Annotated in this window: 17 protein-coding genes and 1 pseudogene; 7 read left to right on the forward strand and 11 right to left on the reverse strand. The window is 62.1% G+C overall.

Annotated elements, in window-relative coordinates; all coding sequences use genetic code 11:
- Positions 1–4 precede the first annotated feature (4 nt).
- From BN3544_RS11650 to BN3544_RS11665, 4 genes are read right to left on the reverse strand one after another with little or no spacing between them, the layout of a single operon-like run.
- Positions 5–211 carry a Trm112 family protein gene (locus tag BN3544_RS11650; protein WP_019431125.1) on the reverse strand — a complete coding sequence of 69 codons (207 nt, stop codon included), beginning with the start codon at positions 209–211 and terminating at the stop codon, positions 5–7.
- 45 nt (positions 212–256) lie between these two features.
- Positions 257–1,267 (reverse strand): tetraacyldisaccharide 4'-kinase, encoded by a 1,011-nt coding sequence (gene lpxK, locus BN3544_RS11655; RefSeq protein ID WP_019431124.1) that lies wholly within the window; start codon positions 1,265–1,267, stop codon positions 257–259.
- Positions 1,264–1,686 (reverse strand): ExbD/TolR family protein, encoded by a 423-nt coding sequence (locus tag BN3544_RS11660; RefSeq protein ID WP_019431123.1) that lies wholly within the window; start codon positions 1,684–1,686, stop codon positions 1,264–1,266. The genes lpxK and BN3544_RS11660 overlap by 4 nt, the downstream gene beginning before the upstream one ends.
- A gap of 9 nt (positions 1,687–1,695) precedes the next feature.
- Positions 1,696–2,313, reverse strand: a complete 618-nt coding sequence (locus BN3544_RS11665; protein ID WP_019431122.1) for a MotA/TolQ/ExbB proton channel family protein — start codon at positions 2,311–2,313, stop codon at positions 1,696–1,698.
- 356 nt (positions 2,314–2,669) lie between these two features.
- On the opposite strand from BN3544_RS11665, the gene xseA reads away from it, so the two are divergent.
- Positions 2,670–4,025 (forward strand): exodeoxyribonuclease VII large subunit, encoded by a 1,356-nt coding sequence (gene xseA / locus BN3544_RS11670; protein ID WP_026036854.1) that lies wholly within the window; start codon positions 2,670–2,672, stop codon positions 4,023–4,025.
- A 352-nt stretch (positions 4,026–4,377) separates the two neighbouring features.
- Complete coding sequence (locus BN3544_RS11675) at positions 4,378–4,959, forward strand: superoxide dismutase (RefSeq protein ID WP_019431287.1); 582 nt, start codon at positions 4,378–4,380, stop codon at positions 4,957–4,959.
- Positions 4,960–5,326: 367 nt separating this feature from the next.
- Here BN3544_RS11675 and BN3544_RS11680 read toward each other — a convergent pair whose 3' ends face one another.
- On the reverse strand, positions 5,327–6,088 hold the full coding sequence (locus BN3544_RS11680; protein ID WP_019431286.1) for an SDR family NAD(P)-dependent oxidoreductase: 762 nt from the start codon (positions 6,086–6,088) through the stop codon (positions 5,327–5,329).
- Between the two features lie 165 nt (positions 6,089–6,253).
- Here BN3544_RS11680 and BN3544_RS11685 point away from each other — a divergent pair, with 165 nt between their 5' ends.
- The 4 genes and pseudogenes from BN3544_RS11685 to BN3544_RS11700 all read left to right on the forward strand — a co-directional run bounded on the left by BN3544_RS11685 (position 6,254) and on the right by BN3544_RS11700 (position 9,106).
- Positions 6,254–7,363, forward strand: coding sequence for an NAD(P)/FAD-dependent oxidoreductase (locus tag BN3544_RS11685; protein WP_026036881.1), 1,110 nt, complete (start codon positions 6,254–6,256; stop codon positions 7,361–7,363).
- A 78-nt stretch (positions 7,364–7,441) separates the two neighbouring features.
- Positions 7,442–8,262: pseudogene (locus BN3544_RS14560) on the forward strand (acyl-CoA thioesterase).
- 264 nt (positions 8,263–8,526) lie between these two features.
- Positions 8,527–8,826 carry a BrnT family toxin gene (locus tag BN3544_RS11695; RefSeq protein ID WP_026036880.1) on the forward strand — a complete coding sequence of 100 codons (300 nt, stop codon included), beginning with the start codon at positions 8,527–8,529 and terminating at the stop codon, positions 8,824–8,826.
- On the forward strand, positions 8,816–9,106 hold the full coding sequence (locus BN3544_RS11700) for a BrnA antitoxin family protein (RefSeq protein ID WP_019431283.1): 291 nt from the start codon (positions 8,816–8,818) through the stop codon (positions 9,104–9,106). The genes BN3544_RS11695 and BN3544_RS11700 overlap by 11 nt, the downstream gene beginning before the upstream one ends.
- A 24-nt stretch (positions 9,107–9,130) precedes the next feature.
- Here the strand turns inward: BN3544_RS11700 and BN3544_RS11705 are convergent, their stop codons facing one another.
- Positions 9,131–10,174: a quinone-dependent dihydroorotate dehydrogenase gene (locus BN3544_RS11705; RefSeq protein WP_019431282.1), complete on the reverse strand. Its 1,044-nt coding sequence runs from the start codon at positions 10,172–10,174 to the stop codon at positions 9,131–9,133.
- Positions 10,175–10,266: 92 nt separating this feature from the next.
- Here BN3544_RS11705 and rpiA point away from each other — a divergent pair, with 92 nt between their 5' ends.
- Complete coding sequence (gene rpiA / locus BN3544_RS11710) at positions 10,267–10,938, forward strand: ribose-5-phosphate isomerase RpiA (RefSeq protein ID WP_019431281.1); 672 nt, start codon at positions 10,267–10,269, stop codon at positions 10,936–10,938.
- Between the two features lie 3 nt (positions 10,939–10,941).
- Here rpiA and ribD read toward each other — a convergent pair whose 3' ends face one another.
- The 5 genes from ribD to BN3544_RS11735 all read right to left on the reverse strand — a co-directional run bounded on the left by ribD (position 10,942) and on the right by BN3544_RS11735 (position 14,850).
- Positions 10,942–12,045 carry a bifunctional diaminohydroxyphosphoribosylaminopyrimidine deaminase/5-amino-6-(5-phosphoribosylamino)uracil reductase RibD gene (gene ribD, locus BN3544_RS11715; protein ID WP_026036879.1) on the reverse strand — a complete coding sequence of 368 codons (1,104 nt, stop codon included), beginning with the start codon at positions 12,043–12,045 and terminating at the stop codon, positions 10,942–10,944.
- An 81-nt stretch (positions 12,046–12,126) separates the two neighbouring features.
- The gene (locus tag BN3544_RS11720; protein WP_019431279.1) at positions 12,127–12,564 is read right to left on the reverse strand and encodes a type IV pilus modification PilV family protein; all 438 of its coding nucleotides are present in this window, start codon (positions 12,562–12,564) and stop codon (positions 12,127–12,129) included.
- The gene (locus BN3544_RS11725; RefSeq protein ID WP_019431278.1) at positions 12,561–13,778 is read right to left on the reverse strand and encodes a hypothetical protein; all 1,218 of its coding nucleotides are present in this window, start codon (positions 13,776–13,778) and stop codon (positions 12,561–12,563) included. Before BN3544_RS11725 ends, BN3544_RS11720 begins: the two co-directional genes overlap by 4 nt.
- Positions 13,775–14,407 carry a PilW family protein gene (locus BN3544_RS11730; protein WP_019431277.1) on the reverse strand — a complete coding sequence of 211 codons (633 nt, stop codon included), beginning with the start codon at positions 14,405–14,407 and terminating at the stop codon, positions 13,775–13,777. The genes BN3544_RS11725 and BN3544_RS11730 overlap by 4 nt, the downstream gene beginning before the upstream one ends.
- Complete coding sequence (locus tag BN3544_RS11735; protein ID WP_231733963.1) at positions 14,404–14,850, reverse strand: type IV pilin protein; 447 nt, start codon at positions 14,848–14,850, stop codon at positions 14,404–14,406. Before BN3544_RS11735 ends, BN3544_RS11730 begins: the two co-directional genes overlap by 4 nt.
- Between the last annotated feature and the right edge of the window lie 35 nt (positions 14,851–14,885).

Consider the following 14,885-nt stretch of genomic DNA (forward strand, 5'->3'; position numbering starts at 1 on the left):
GAGCTCAGAGCGCGGGACGCAGGGCCGCGAGTTTCTCGATTTCTTCGTCACTCAGTGTGCGGGCCTCGTTTTCCAGCAGGATCGGAATGCCGTTGCGCACCGGGTACGCCAGGCGAGCGCTGCGCGAGAGCAGTTCCTGGTGTTCCCGGTCGAAGTCGAGAGGGCCTTTGGTGACTGGGCAAACCAGTAATTCGAGCAATTTGTTGTCCATGCTGTCAATGATAACGGCCCCCAAGCCAGGGGCGTTTAGGAAAGGTCAGTGCTGCAAAAGTTGCTCAACGCGCGCATCCAGCGCTGACCAAAAACCGTTTTCTGGGGTGATGACCAGAGGGATCGCCAGGGCTCCGGGTTCGTGCGGCCAGAGTTTGGCGGCGTCTTTTTCGGTGCAAACCCAAGTGCGGTTGGGGTTGGCTTTCCAGTCTTGGTAGTCGTGGTGGTCAGGCAGGGCGGTGGTGCTGGTCAGTTGCAACCCCGATTGGCGCAGCATGTCGAAAAATGCTTCAGGCCTGGCCAGTCCGGCCACCGCGTGCAGTGGGCGGTTGGTCAATGCGCTCAAGTCAAGGTGTCGTCCATCCGAGGTCAGGGCGTGGTCTGCCAGTTGCCTTGGGGCTTGGTAATGACCAAGTGGGCTGCCACCCGAAATGGATGGACCGGTGTGCAGAACCCAATCGACTGGGCGTGGCCAGGCTTCGCGCAGGGGACCCGCAGGCAACAACCAGCCGTTGCCCACGGCGCGCTCGTCCATCACACAAATCTCGATGTCGCGCGCCAGAGCCAGGTGTTGCAAACCATCGTCGCAGATCAAAATTTGCACCGACGGATGCGCGTGCAGCAAGCCCAGCGCCGCATCGGCCCTGGCCCGCGCCACCCAAACCGGCACGCCAGTGCTTTGGTGAATCAGCAGGGGTTCATCGCCCACCTCCAGTGGGTGGCTGTCGTGCGTCACGGCACGGGTGTCCTGCGTTTTGCGGCCGTGCCCGCGTGAGATCACCCCGACCTGCAAGCCCTTGGCCTGCAAGTGCCTGGCAAGGGCAATGGTGACCGGGGTTTTACCCGCACCGCCTGCCACCACGTTGCCAACCACGATGACAAAGGCGGGTACGCGCCGGGTTTTGAAGATGCCCGTGGCGTAGGCCATGCGCCGCAGTGTCGTGAGTGCGCCATAAATGGCCGCCACCGGGCGCAAGGCCCACGCGAGCGGGCCGCGTCGCTGCCAGACTCGGGGCAAGTGCTGGTGAAGGAATGCGGACAGGCCCATGCCAATCAAGAACCCGGCACTTCGGCCGATTGGGCTGCAAAGGTGATTTTGGGCAAGCCGCTGCGGCGTGCCGCCTCCATGGCGTTGATCACGCTTTGGTGCGTGGCCGATGCGTCAGCGCTGATGACCAGCATCGCGTCTTTGTGGGCCAGTGGCGTCAGCACCGCCACCAAATGACCGACCGAGCTGCCCCCGACGGGTGATTTGTTGATGGCGTATCGCCCTTGTGATGTGATCGTCAAGATAATTTGGCGCGGGCGCTGGCTGGATGCACTGGCATCGGCCACGGGCAGGTTCAGCTGGATTTCGGTCAGGCGTGACCATGTGGTGGTCAGCATCAAAAAGATCAGGACGACCAAAAGCACGTCAATGAACGGGATCAGGTTGATCTCGGGTTCGGGGGACGAGGGGCGGGGTCTGAAATTCACAGCCAGCCTTTACGCGCGTAAACGGCTGAGATGCCGAGCAAAGGTCTCGGCGGCCACTTCCATGGCCAGCACATGGCGGTCCACCACGGCGCGAAAGTAACGCCAGAACATCAAGGACGGGATGGCCACAACCAAGCCGAACGCGGTGTTGTAAAGGGCCACCGAAATACCCTGTGCCAGCAGGGCAGGCTGGTTGTTGGCCGCCGTGTGCGCCCCAAAAATGTCGATCATGCCGACCACGGTGCCCAGCAAACCGAGCAAAGGGGCGGCAGAGGCGATGGTGGCCAGCGCAGGCAGGTAGCGCTCCAGCCCTTGTGTTGCCAAACGCCCCGCCATTTGCATGCTGGCCTGGATGTCTTCTCCAGAGGCTTTGGGGTTGTCATGCAGGCAACGCAGCCCGCTGGCCAAAACCGGCCCCATGGCACCTGCTTTGTCCAGGGCCTGAATCATCTCTGGCAAAGGCACGCCACGTTGGCTTGCCTCGATGGTTTGCGCCAGGATGTGGGCGGGCATGATTTTGGCGCTTTGCAGCTGAACGCAGCGCTCCAGGATCAGCGCCAAGGCCAAGACGGAACACAAAATCAAGGGCCAAATGGGCCAACCTGCGGCTTGTATGATGGACAACAAAAAAATACCTTCCCGTTTTTGGGTATCGAACGTGGCTGATTATCGGTGAATGCCTTGGCTGCCCCATCACCACGGCTTGGAAGTTTGCTTGAAGCCGAGATTTCTGTGGATAACTTTGTGAAGAACTTGGCTTGTCGTGTTTTTCAGCATACTCAGGTGTATATTATTTCTCCAAAATTTAACCCGTCATTTTAAAAAATAATGAATGAAATCAATGACTTGTAATTTTGTAGTGATGCCCCTTGCTTCGCACTGGCCAAACCCAGCCCAGGGCATGGCTTGTGGAGTACTTTGCCTCAGCTGGCTTGGTTTAGACGCCTGAAACACCCTGCAAACGCCGATGAAACCTCAACACCATGCCTGTGAATGACGATTTAAAGCCCCGCGCGTGGACAGTTTCAGCGCTGTGCCGCGCCATGGCTGACACGCTGGACGCCCAGTTCAACCCCGTCACGGTGCGTGGGGAGGTTTCGGGCTTTTCGCGGGCCGCCAGCGGCCATTGTTATTTTTCGATCAAGGACGACACAGGCCAGATCCGCTGCGCCATGTTCCGCCGCGCCGCCAGTTTGATGGACTTCGCGCCCCGTGATGGCGAACTGGTGGAGGTGCGTGGCCGTTTGGGGGTGTACGAAGCCCGGGGCGATTTGCAATTGATCGTCGAGTCCATGCAGCGGGCCGGGCAGGGCGCGCTGTTTGAGCAGTTTTTGCGCCTCAAAGCCAAGCTCGAGACCGAAGGTCTTTTCGATCCCGCACACAAACGCTTGTTACCGGCCCAGCCCCGAGCCATTGGCGTGGTCACATCGCCTGGCGCAGCCGCTTGGCACGACGTGATGACCGCCTTGCAGCGGCGCGTGCCGCACATCCCTGTGCTGATGGTGCCTGCCTTGGTGCAAGGCGTCAGCGCCCCAGCCACGCTGGCTCAGGCGCTGCTCAACCTTTACGCCTTTACGGCAGAAGACAACCCGCTCAGCCCTCCTGTGGATGTGATCTTGCTGGTGCGTGGCGGCGGCTCGATGGAAGACCTGTGGTCTTTCAACGATGAAAACCTGGCCCGCGTGATCGCCCAAAGCCCCGTGCCCCTGATTTGCGGTGTGGGCCACGAGACCGATTTCACCATTGCCGACTTTGTGGCCGATGTGCGCGCCCCCACACCCACCGCTGCTGCCGAGATGGCTGCATCCGACCGTGGCGTGGCCCTGGAGGCCTTGTCTGTGCTGGAGCACCGGTTGACCCGGGGCCTGCTGCGCCAGCAAGACCGGCAAGCTCAGCGGCTGGACAGCGTGGCCGCTCGCTGGGGTGTTGGCCTTGCCCGTCAGCACGAACGTCAAGTTCAGCGTCTGAACGCCATGGCCACCCGTCTGAGCCGACCACAAGCTTTGTTGGGCCAACACAGCCAGTGGCTGGACCGGCTGGCGCACCGTTTGCAGGCGGGCGTACAAAGCCAAGCCATCGGCAGTGGCCACCAGCTGACCCGCCTGGAAGACCGCCTGAGCTTCAATCGCGGTCAGCAAGTTCAACAACGTGCCCAGCGCTTGGAGCGGGCCGCTTTGCGTTTGTCCTCGGTGGACCCGCGCCAGGTGCTGGAACGCGGTTATGCCTGGCTCAGCGATGAGCATGGCCAAGCCCTGACCCACGCGGCCCAGTTTCAAGCGGGCCAAGCCGTTCGAGCCACTTTGGCAGATGGCGACGTGCCTTTGAAGGTTCAGGGCTGATTGGGTCATCAGAGAAACTTGGCTTTTTGCGGGTGAGCATCTCTGCGGCCGAATGGCTGCATGGGCTGATGCCGATTTTTTGGGGATGCAGGTAAGCCGTCGTGGGGCGGGCCTGGGCACCTCATGAGGGAGTACCCAAAATCGGTGCCCAGGCCCGCCCCACGACGGCGATGGGACGTTAGGGCACGGGCTTTCAACAGGAAGTGTCCAAAATCGGTGCGCAAGCCCCACAACATGACGGTGGCCGCTGCTTGGCCTTAGTTTTCAGTGACCTGCCCCTGCAAAGGGCGATCACTCAGCCTCTAAAATAGGCTGGTCTACCTTTAACCCGCAACAACAAAAGGACATCCCCATGGAACACACCTTGCCCGCACTGCCTTATGCGATCGACGCTTTGGCTCCTCATTACAGCCAGGAAACCCTGGAGTTTCACCATGGCAAGCACCACAACGCCTACGTTGTGAACCTGAACAACCTGCAAAAAGGCACTGAATTCGAGAGCATGAGCCTCGAAGAAATCATCAAAAAGTCCAGCGGCGGCGTGTACAACAACTCGGCCCAGATCTGGAACCACACCTTCTTCTGGAACTGCATGAAGCCCAACGGCGGCGGCGAGCCCACAGGCGCTTTGGCCACGGCCATCAATGCCAAATTTGGCAGCTATGCCGCTTTCAAAGAAGCCTTCGTCAAAAGTGCCGTGGGTAACTTTGGCTCCGGCTGGACATGGCTTGTGAAAAAAGCCGACGGCTCGGTGGACATCGTCAACATGGGCGCTGCTGGCACCCCTTTGACCACTGGCGACACCGCCTTGTTGACCGTGGACGTGTGGGAACACGCTTACTACATCGACTACCGCAACATGCGCCCCAAGTTCGTCGAGACCTTCCTCGACAAGCTGGTGAACTGGTCTTTTGCAGAGAAGAACTTCGGCTGATCGAAGGTTTCTCGATGTCAAAAAGCCCGCTGATGCGGGCTTTTTGCATTGAGGGGTGGACGGTGAATGCGACCTCTGTGCCAGTGGATTGAAGAGAGCCAACAGTCTGCTGCTTGGGTGGACTTTGGATCAACAAATGAGATCGACAAATGAGATCGACAACCGAGCTGAGCATGGGTTGGGGCCGAGCGCCGATTTTGGGTACGCCCTCATGAGGTGCCCGGCCCCAGCCCGTGATCAGCGTTCTACGATGCACCGATGCACCGATGCACCGAGCACCGAGCACCCGAGCACCCGAGCACCCGAGCACCCGAGCACCCGAGCACCCGAGCACCCGAGCACCCGAGCACCCGAGCACCAAGCAGAGTCAGCGGATCATCATCCCGCCATCGGCCACGATGGTCTGCCCCGTCACGTATTGCCCAGCCGGGCTGGCCAAGAACACCGCCACCCCGCCAATGTCATCGGGCTCACCCATGCGGCGCAGCGGGGTCTCGCTGTTGTACTTGGCACTCAGCACCGGGTCTTCGTGCAGCGCCTTGGCAAAGTCGGTCTTGATCAGGCCCGGCGCGATGCAGTTCACGCGGATGTTGTCCGGACCCCATTCCACGGCCAGGTTGCGTGCCAGTTGCATGTCGGCGGCCTTGGAAATGTTGTACGCCCCAATGATGGCCGAGCCGTGCAGGCCGCCGATCGATGACACGATCACGATGGCGCCGTCCTTCTTGGCCTTCATGTCCGGGTAGACCATGGTGCACAGCCAAGTGTTCGACAGCACGTTGTTGCGCATGACCTTGTCAAACACTTCGTCGCTCATGCCTGTGGTGGGGCCGTAATAGGGGTTGGTGGCCGCATTGCAGACCAAAATGTCGATCGGGCCCCAGGCCGCGCGGGTCTGGTCGATCAGGTTTTGCAGCTGCTCTTTGCTCGAAATGCTGGCGGCCACCGCCATGGCCTGGCCGCCCGCGGCTTCAATCTCTTTGACCACCCTTTCGCAGGCGTCTTGTTTGCGGCTGGACACCACCACCTTGGCGCCTTGCTTGGCCAGTTGGTGGGCAATCGATCGGCCAATGCCCCGGCTGGAGCCTGTGACGATGGCGACTTTGCCGTGCAGATGGAACAGCGACATGAAAAGGACTCCTTGTTGAATGCTGGGCAGTCTGCCCGTGCGCGGCGCACAGGGCTGTCTTGCGCGTGTCAGAGGCTTGGTAAGGGCCGATGTGGCCTATTGGCCTGTGGACCTGTGAGCCGATCGGCCACAATTCAATCAAAACCAACAAGGTGTGAGGTGGATGTGGAACAAGTCGATGCCGTGGTGATCGGGGCGGGCGTGGTCGGCCTGGCCGTGGGGCGGGCGCTGGCGCTGGCGGGTCGCGAGGTGATGGTGCTGGAGTCGGCAAACGCGATTGGCACTGGCACCAGCTCGCGCAACAGCGAGGTCATTCACGCGGGCATTTATTACCCGGCGGGCTCGCTCAAGGCTCGGCTGTGTGTGCAGGGCAAGGGGCTGCTTTATGCCTATTGCACCGAGCGCGGCGTGGCGCACCAGCGGATGGGCAAGCTGATTGTGGCCACGCGCCCCGAGCAAGTGCCCACGCTGGACGGCATCGTGGCCAAGGCGGCGGCCAACGGCGTGCATGACCTGCAAAAACTCAGCGCAGCCCAAGCCAGGGCATTGGAGCCCGCACTGGCCTGCGAAGCGGCCTTGCTTTCGCCCAGCACAGGCGTGGTGGACAGCCACGGCCTCATGTTGGCCTTGCAAGGCGACTTGGAAAACGCAGGGGGGCTTTTGGCGCTGCTCTCGCCCGTGCAAGGCATCGGCCTCCAGCAAGGCACGGCCACGCACCCGATCCGCGTGATCACGCAAGACGGCACCGAACTGGCCTGCCGCACATTGGTCAACGCTGCGGGCCTGAACGCCGTGGCACTGGCGCGGGGCATGCAGGGGCTTGCGCAAGACTTGCTGCCGTCAGCCCATTTCGCCAAAGGCAACTACTTTACGCTGGCGGGCAAGGCCCCGTTTTCGCGCTTGATTTACCCCGTGCCCGAGGCGGCTGGCTTGGGCGTGCACCTCACGCTCGACCTGGGCGGGCAGGCCAAGTTCGGGCCTGATGTGCAGTGGGTCGATGACCCCGCCGACCTGCAAGTGGACCCGCGCCGGGGCGATGCCTTTTATGACGAGGTGCGCCGCTATTGGCCCGATTTGCAAGACGGCGCTTTGCAGCCGGGTTATGCGGGCATGCGCCCCAAGATCAGTGGCCCGCATGAAGCGGCAGCCGATTTCATGATCCAAGGCCCTGCCGAGCATGGCGTGCCCGGCCTGGTGAACCTGCTGGGCATCGAGTCGCCGGGGCTGACCAGCTCGCTGGCGATTGCCGCCGAGGTCTGCGCTCGGCTGGCTTGAGCGCTTTCGGGACAGCGCGGCTTACGGGCGAACTCCTCTGATGGATCGCACCCGATCCATCGAACAAAACAGCCCTGCATGCAACCTCTTGACGAAGCCATTGACCTGAAACCCTCCGCACTTCAGGACTCGCCCCACGAATTCACAGGCACGACCCACCCGGCCTACGCCAACATGGTCGGGCCTTTTGGTGGCACCACCGCTGCGCAGTTACTGCAGTCAGCCATGCTGCACCCGGATCGCCTGGGCGATCCGGTGGCGCTCACGGTCAACTTTGCGGCTCCTGTGGCCGATGGCAACATCCGCTTTGTGGCCCGGCCCGTGCGTACCAATCGATCGACCCAGCACTGGATCATCGAAGCCCACCAAGCTGAAGGCGTGGTGGCAACCGCCACTGCTGTGTTCGCGGTGCGGCGCGAGACCTAGGTCGGATGTGGAGGCCAAGATGCCCGCCAACGTGCCCGCGCCTGACGCCTTGCAACGCATGCCTGTGAAAGGCATGCCCGCCTGGCCGCAGCGCTACGACATGCGCTTTGTCGAAGGCGCGTTCCCCACAGCCTTTGACGAGCAAGAACAAACCCACTCGCGCTCCACCCTGTGGGTGCGCGACGAGCCCGCCCGGGCCATGGACTTCGCCTCGCTGGCGGCCATGAGCGACAGTTTTTTTTCCGCGCATTTACGTCAGTCGCCGCCGTCGCGCGATGGTTGGCACGGTGTCCATGACCACTTATTTTCACGCCGACAGCGCCTTGCTGGAGCAGGTGTGCGAGCGCCATGTGCTGGGTGTGGCCAAGGCGCTGAACTACCGCCACGACTACTTTGACCAGCCGGGCGAACTCTGGAGCCCCGATGGGCAGTTGCTGGCCAGCACGCACCAGCTGGTGTATTTCAAGGATTGAGCAGGCATGCACAAGGACATCATCATCCGCCCCATAGAGCGCGAGGACCATGCCCAATGGTGACCACTTGTCTATTGGACGACGCAGATCGGCAATGCTTCTGGCCGAGCCCTGTATGACAAGGTGGCCAGCCACACAGGGTTCATCATTTATTCAAAGGAACTCTGATGTCGGAAGGGCATGAGCCTGTGGGCGCATGCCCTTCCTTTGTCGGCACTTTTCAAAAGCCTTGACGGTTTGATTATTTGCATCTACATTAATCAGATGGATGCCAAGCTGAGTTGGGACGAAACCAAGAGGCAAATCAACCTGCGCAAGCATGGGCTGGACTTTGCCTTGGCAGGTGTGGTTCTCGATTCCCGTTACAGGTTGGACATCCCGGTGGTCCGAGGCGCAGAGCCGCGAGCCTTGTCCATGTCGTATGCGATGGGATTTTTGGCAGTCCTGACGGTGGTCCATGTGGCGCGTGATGGGTCTTGCCGAATCATCAGTTTCCGCCGTGCCAGCCGTGAAGAAAGAGAGGCGTACCTTGTCTGGATCGAAAACGAATGCGATGAGCCGTAAAGACGTGATCAAGGCTTTGAAGGTCAGCGAGCGCGAGGCTCCCTATGTGTGGGATGGCCAAAATGAGGACGACCGTCCAGCAACCTCCGAGGAGCTGGCACATGGCCTGGCATTGGCCCGCAAACGCGGCAGGCCAGCAGGCAGCGGCGTCAAAGAGCAGGTGGCCATCCGTCTGGACAAGGACATCCTGCAGGCCTTTCGAGCCCAAGGCCAGGGCTGGCAAACCCGCATCAACCAGGCTTTGAGGCGCTATCTGACAGAACACCCTGCGCAGCCGTGAATCGGGACGCAGGCTGTTTTTTTCTCAGCGCCTCATCTGCTGAAGCGCACTGGCCACTTCGGTGACCAGCGCCGGGCCTTTGTAGATCAATCCGGTGTAGATCTGCACCACGTCGGCACCGGCTTCGATTTTGGCAATGGCGTCATGACCGCTCAGGATGCCGCCCACGCCGATGATGGGGAAGTCCTTGCCTAAAGCGGCGCGCAGCTGGCGGATCACGCGGTTGCTGCCTTCGAGCACCGGCGCACCCGACAGACCACCCATTTCTTCGGCGTGCGGCAGGCCGCTCACGGCGTCACGCGCCAGCGTGGTGTTGGTGGCGATCACGCCGTCCATGCCGTGCTTTTGCAAGGTGGCGGCGATCACGCCCACTTGCGTCTCGTCCAAGTCGGGCGCGATTTTCAGGAACATGGGCACCCGGCGGCCGTGTTCAGCAGCCAGTTCTTCGCGTCGTGCGGCCAGTGCGCCCAACAGGCCGTCCAGCGCCTCGTCGCTTTGCAGGGCACGCAGGTTCTTGGTGTTGGGGCTGGAGATGTTCACCGTCACGTAGTCGGCATGCGGGTACACGCCCGCCAACGCGATCAAATAATCGTCGGTGGCGTTTTCAATGGGGGTGGCGGCGTTTTTGCCGATGTTGAGACCCAGCAGGCGACCGTGCTGGCGAAATTTGGAGCGCTTGACGTTGGCGATGAAGGCGTCGAGCCCGTCGTTGTTGAAGCCCAAGCGGTTGATGAGGGCTTGCGCCTCGGGCAGGCGGAACATGCGGGGCTTGGGGTTGCCCGGCTGCGCTTTGGGTGTGACGGTGCCCACCTCAACAAAGCCAAAACCCATGGCACCCAGACCATCGATGCAGCGGGCGTTTTTGTCCAGACCTGCGGCCAGGCCCAAGCGGTTGGGGAAGTGCAGGCCCGCCAATGTGATGGGCTGCGCCACAAAGGGTTGGCGGTAAACACGGTCGAGTGGGGTGTTTTGGGTGCGTGCCAGGCCCTCGATGGTCAGTTCGTGGGCTTCTTCGGGGTCCATCTTGAACAAAAACGAGCGGGCGAGGGTGTAGGGGATCAAGGACATTGGATAATTCCGGCCAGCAAAGGCGGTGACAACAATGGTGTTGATTGTCGCAAACCCGGCGCAGCTTTCTTTTTTTACCCAGACCCGACCCCATGACACAAGACGAACTCAAAGCCCTGGTGGGCCAAGCCGCCCTGAAATACGTTGTTCCCGGCGAGATCGTCGGCGTGGGCACCGGCTCCACGGTCAACAAATTCATCGATGCGCTGGCCACCATGAAAGATCAGATCAAAGGCGCGGTGTCCAGCTCCGAAGCCTCCACGGTGCGCCTCAAAGCGCTGGGCATTCCGGTGTTTGACTGCAACGAGGTCGAGAGCCTGTCGGTCTACATCGATGGTGCCGACGAGATCGACCATCAAGGCCACATGGTCAAGGGCGGTGGCGCGGCCTTGACCCGCGAAAAAATCGTGGCGGCCCAGTCCAAGCAGTTTGTCTGCATCGCCGACGAGAGCAAGTTGGTGCAGGTTTTGGGCGCTTTCCCGTTGCCGGTGGAGGTCATTCCCATGGCCACGGCCCGCGTCATGCGCCAGTTTGCCGCCATGGGGGGCACGGCTGCTGTGCGCCTGAAAGACGGCCAGCCGCTGGTGACCGACAACGGCCAGCACATCGTGGATGTGAAGGGCCTGAAAATCACCGACCCGGTGGCCTTTGAAAACACCGTGAGCCAGTGGCCCGGCGTGGTGACGGTGGGCGTGTTTGCCTTGCAAAAAGCCCAGGTCTGTTTGCTGGGCACTTCTGAAGGCGTGAAGACCCTCAACTATTGAGGCTCAAGCCCGGCGCAGCAGCAAGCGCAAGTCTGGCCCGATGCGCTGCGCATCATGAAAGGCCAGCTTGACCGAATCACTCAGGGTGGTCAGCGCAGGCAAAAAGGCCATGCCTTGGCCAGGCCCCAGCAGTTGCGGGGCCAGGTAGACCAACAACTCGTCCACCAGATCTTCGCGGATGAATGAGCCGTTGAGCTTGTGCCCGGCCTCCACGTGCAGTTCGTTGATTTCGCGTCGGGCCAGGTCGCGCAGCATGCCCGCCAAATCGACCTTGCCGCCAGAGCCGGGGCAATCGATCACGGTCACGCCGCGAGCCGTCAGCGCAGCGCGTTTGTCGGCTTGCTCGCTGGTGGCGGTGTAAACCCAAATCTGCCGTGCATGTTCCCCTGCGCCTTGGGTGTCCAGCAGTTGGGCCGTCAGCGGCATGTCCAAGCGGCTGTCCACCACCACCAAGTGCGGTTGGCGGGGCACCTCAAGGCCACGCACGTTCAGTTGCGGGTCGTCTTCGAGCACGGTGCCGATGCCGGTCAGGATGGCGCAGGCGCGGGCTCGCCAGGCATGGCCGTCGGCGCGGGCTTGGGGGCTTGTGATCCATTGGCTTTGGCCGTTGGGCAGGGCCGTTTGCCCATCCAACGAGGCGGCCACCTTCAAGCGCACCCAAGGCAAGCCACGTTCCATGCGGCTGAAAAAGCCCACATTCAATTCGCGCGCTTGCAGGGCGATGTCACTGCCGGGGGCCAGGGTTTCGGTCTGCACTCCGGCGGCGGCCAATCGGGCCATGCCCTGGCCCGCGACTTGGGGGTTGGGGTCGGTCATGGCGGCGACCACGCGGCCTATTCCCGCTGTGGCCAAGGCATCGCAACAGGGGCTGGTGCGGCCTTGGTGGGCACAGGGCTCCAGCGTGACCCAGGCTGTGGCCCCTTGCACGCTGCGGCCACGCTCAGCGGCGTCGCGCAGCGCCATGATTTCGGCGTGCGGCCCGCCAGCGCGTTGGGTGTGGCCTTGGCCCAGCACGGTGCCGTCGGCGGCGGTGATCACACAGCCCACACGCGGGTTGGGCGAAGTCAGCCACAGGGCTTGGCGAGCCAGATCCAGGGCGTGTTGCATGGGTGTGGGGTGAACGGTCGAAGTGGGCACGGCGGTCAGCAAATGGGTGGATGCGGTGGCGCGGCCAATTGGCCGCACAGACTAGGGCGAGGATACGCCAACCCACAGAGGGATGGTCGAGGCGCTGCTGTGCCATTCGATGCGGGTGCTGGCCTTGCTGCCTTGCGCGGCATTGTTGCTGGTGCCTGTTCCGCTGCCTACCCATTCCACGCTGACTTGCAAGTCGTTCACCAAGCCGTCACCCCGAGGGGTGATGCGCGTTTGTCGGGTGTAGCGCACGCCTTGCAGCTGCATGTCATCTTGACCGGGGCACAAGGTGGCGTTGGCCTGTGAACGCAAGCAGTCCATGGCTTCTTGGGCCAGGTGTTGTGCCACAGTGTGTTGACGGCTTGCGCTGGCCATGTGGAGGGTTTTAAGGGTCAACTGGGTTGCGCCGACCAGCCCGATGCCCAAGACAGCCGAGGCGATCAGGGCTTCGATCAAGGCCATGCCTTGCTGGGCGGGGGCGTGGTTTGTCATGGCGTGCCCTCGCTCCAGCTGCCATTGATGCGCTGGACCCGAGTCGCATCGATGCCTTCGGGCCAGTTCAGGATGTAGGCATTGCGGCCTTCTGGGCGGGCCAACACCGTGCCAGAGCGCCACTCGGGCATGCCCGATTCCACCACCAGTTGGCCCTCGATGGTCCCCGCTTGCCAGCCCCGCAACTTTTCATCGTCGCAGCCAGAGTCAAGCAAGACGCTGCCCACAACACGCACGCTGGTGCCCATGCGCGGGCAGCGCTGGGCACAGGCTTGGGCAGAAAACACCAGCAGGGCCGGGTGGGCTGATGTGCCCACATTTTGCTGCCAGTCGGCGGGGCTGTCGATCCAGTACACAGAGCGCGGGGGTGTCGTTTGCGCTGTCAAACCGTTGCGTTCTTGGGCGCTGGACCAGGCTTGCAGTTGTTGGTCTGTGATGTCGCCCAGCACACTTCGCCAGGCGGCACGTGTGCAGGGGCTGCGCGGCACTGCCGTGTTGGGCGCTGTTTGCGCGCCCCCGCCGGGCAAGCTGATGGGTCTGATGGCCAGACAGGCAATTTTTTCGGCACTGGAGATGCTGCCGTTGTGGTCGGTGTCCACCACAAAGTGCGTTTGCAAGGCAGGCGCTATGGCTGTGCCGTTGCAGGCCTCACCGTTTTGGCTGAGGGGGCACACGCGCAGGCTGGCACCTGCTGCTTCGCTGACACAGCCGTTCAGCACCAGCGCTGCAGGCGCAGCCAAACCCGGCGCGGGGGCCACAAAGGGCACGAACAAGCTTTCACGCGCGTGTGCATGGCTGTTTTGGCCAGCGATGCTGGCGCTGGCTTGCACCGTGAGAACGTGCGGTGACTGAAGCAGATCGCGCACGGCAGTGGCGCTCAGTGCGGCCAGGGGCAGGGCGGGGTGTGGCATGACGCTCAGGGCGCTGCATTGCCACTGAGGGCCGGTTATTCCCGCAGGGCAGACGGTGCGCGTGGTCAACAGCGCATGGGCATTGAGGCTGCTGTTCGCGATCGCGGCCTGTGCACTCGCCAAGGCCGCATCGGCCGCCAGTCTGGCCTGGCTGGCGTGTGCGTGGTTGTGGCTGGCCAGTTGGTCGATCAACACACTGCGAGCGCTGTAAAAACTGGTCAAGCTGGCCAGAATCACCAGGCCAATCGCCACCAGCAAGGTGATGGCCCCACTTTGGGGCCTTGAGGGATGGTGGTTTGTCATGGGCAAAACAGCGCCTGCTTGCTGGTGGGCAAGTCGTTGCGCAAATGGATGGTTTGCGACAGGCTGACCTGTCGAGAGGCATCGCCGGGCCACTGCGCCGCCAAGTCCATTTGAACGCTGCGGTGCAGCCAGCCATTGCGCATTTCGCAGTGCAGTTGCCAGTTCAACGCGGTGATGCTCAGATTGGCGCTGTCGGTGATGGCTTGCCAACTCCCGCTGGCGTTGCATGTCCTGCGTGCTTGCAGTGCGGTGCCGACCTGGCGAAAGCCCATGCATTCGTCGTTGTCCCGCTGGCCATTGTGGTTGCGGTCATAGCTGAAGTCGATCTTGCTGCCCTCGATGCTGAAGTCTTGCCCATCTTGGCAAAAAGGGTCATCGCAAGCCGTGGGGGATCGGGTTTGCCAGGCGTTGGCTGAGTATTGGGCCTTGCGCAGTTCTCTGGCCATCCAGTCCGTGGCCGAGCGCAGGTCGGTGTGCAAGTGGCTGTCTTGCAAGGCAGCGCGGTGACCGCGCAAGTGGTTGGCCAGCATGGCGCTGCCTGCGGCCAGAACGACCAAACCCACCGACATGCCGACGAGCAGACCTATCAAGGTTTCGCCATTTTCAAGCGGGCGTTGTTTGTGTGTCATCGCCGCCAGCAGCGAGCGGGGTCGCTGTCAGGGTATTCGCCCGCGCCGAAGATGGCGGTTGCCGTGCCCTGCCAGCTCAAGCGCAAAGGGTTGCAGTCGCGGTCTGCCGCCTGGCCAAACAGGCCAACGGCCTGCGCGGTATAGCCATCGGCTGTGGCATCTGAGAGGGTGATTTGGTAATGTCCCAAAGGGGAGCGGTCGCTTGACCAGCCCAAGGCCGTCAGCGAGTCGGCGTAGTGGTCATGTGAGCCGCGCCAACGGGCCTGTTCCATTTGCACTTGGAGCAAGGCCGCTTGCCCATCGGTGCGTCTGGCCTGGCGTTGTTGTTGCTGGTAAGCGGGCAGGGCCAGCGCAGCGAGCACGCTCATCAGGGCCAAGCTGATCAGCAGTTCGGTCAACGTCCAGCCTGTACTGCGGATGCTGCGTGTGCTGCATGTGCTCAACAGGGTGTTTGGGCCCCTTCGTGGCATTGGCATGC

The sequence above is a fragment of the Limnohabitans sp. Rim47 genome (assembly GCF_001517545.1).
In the GTDB taxonomy this organism is placed as follows: domain Bacteria; phylum Pseudomonadota; class Gammaproteobacteria; order Burkholderiales; family Burkholderiaceae_C; genus Limnohabitans_A.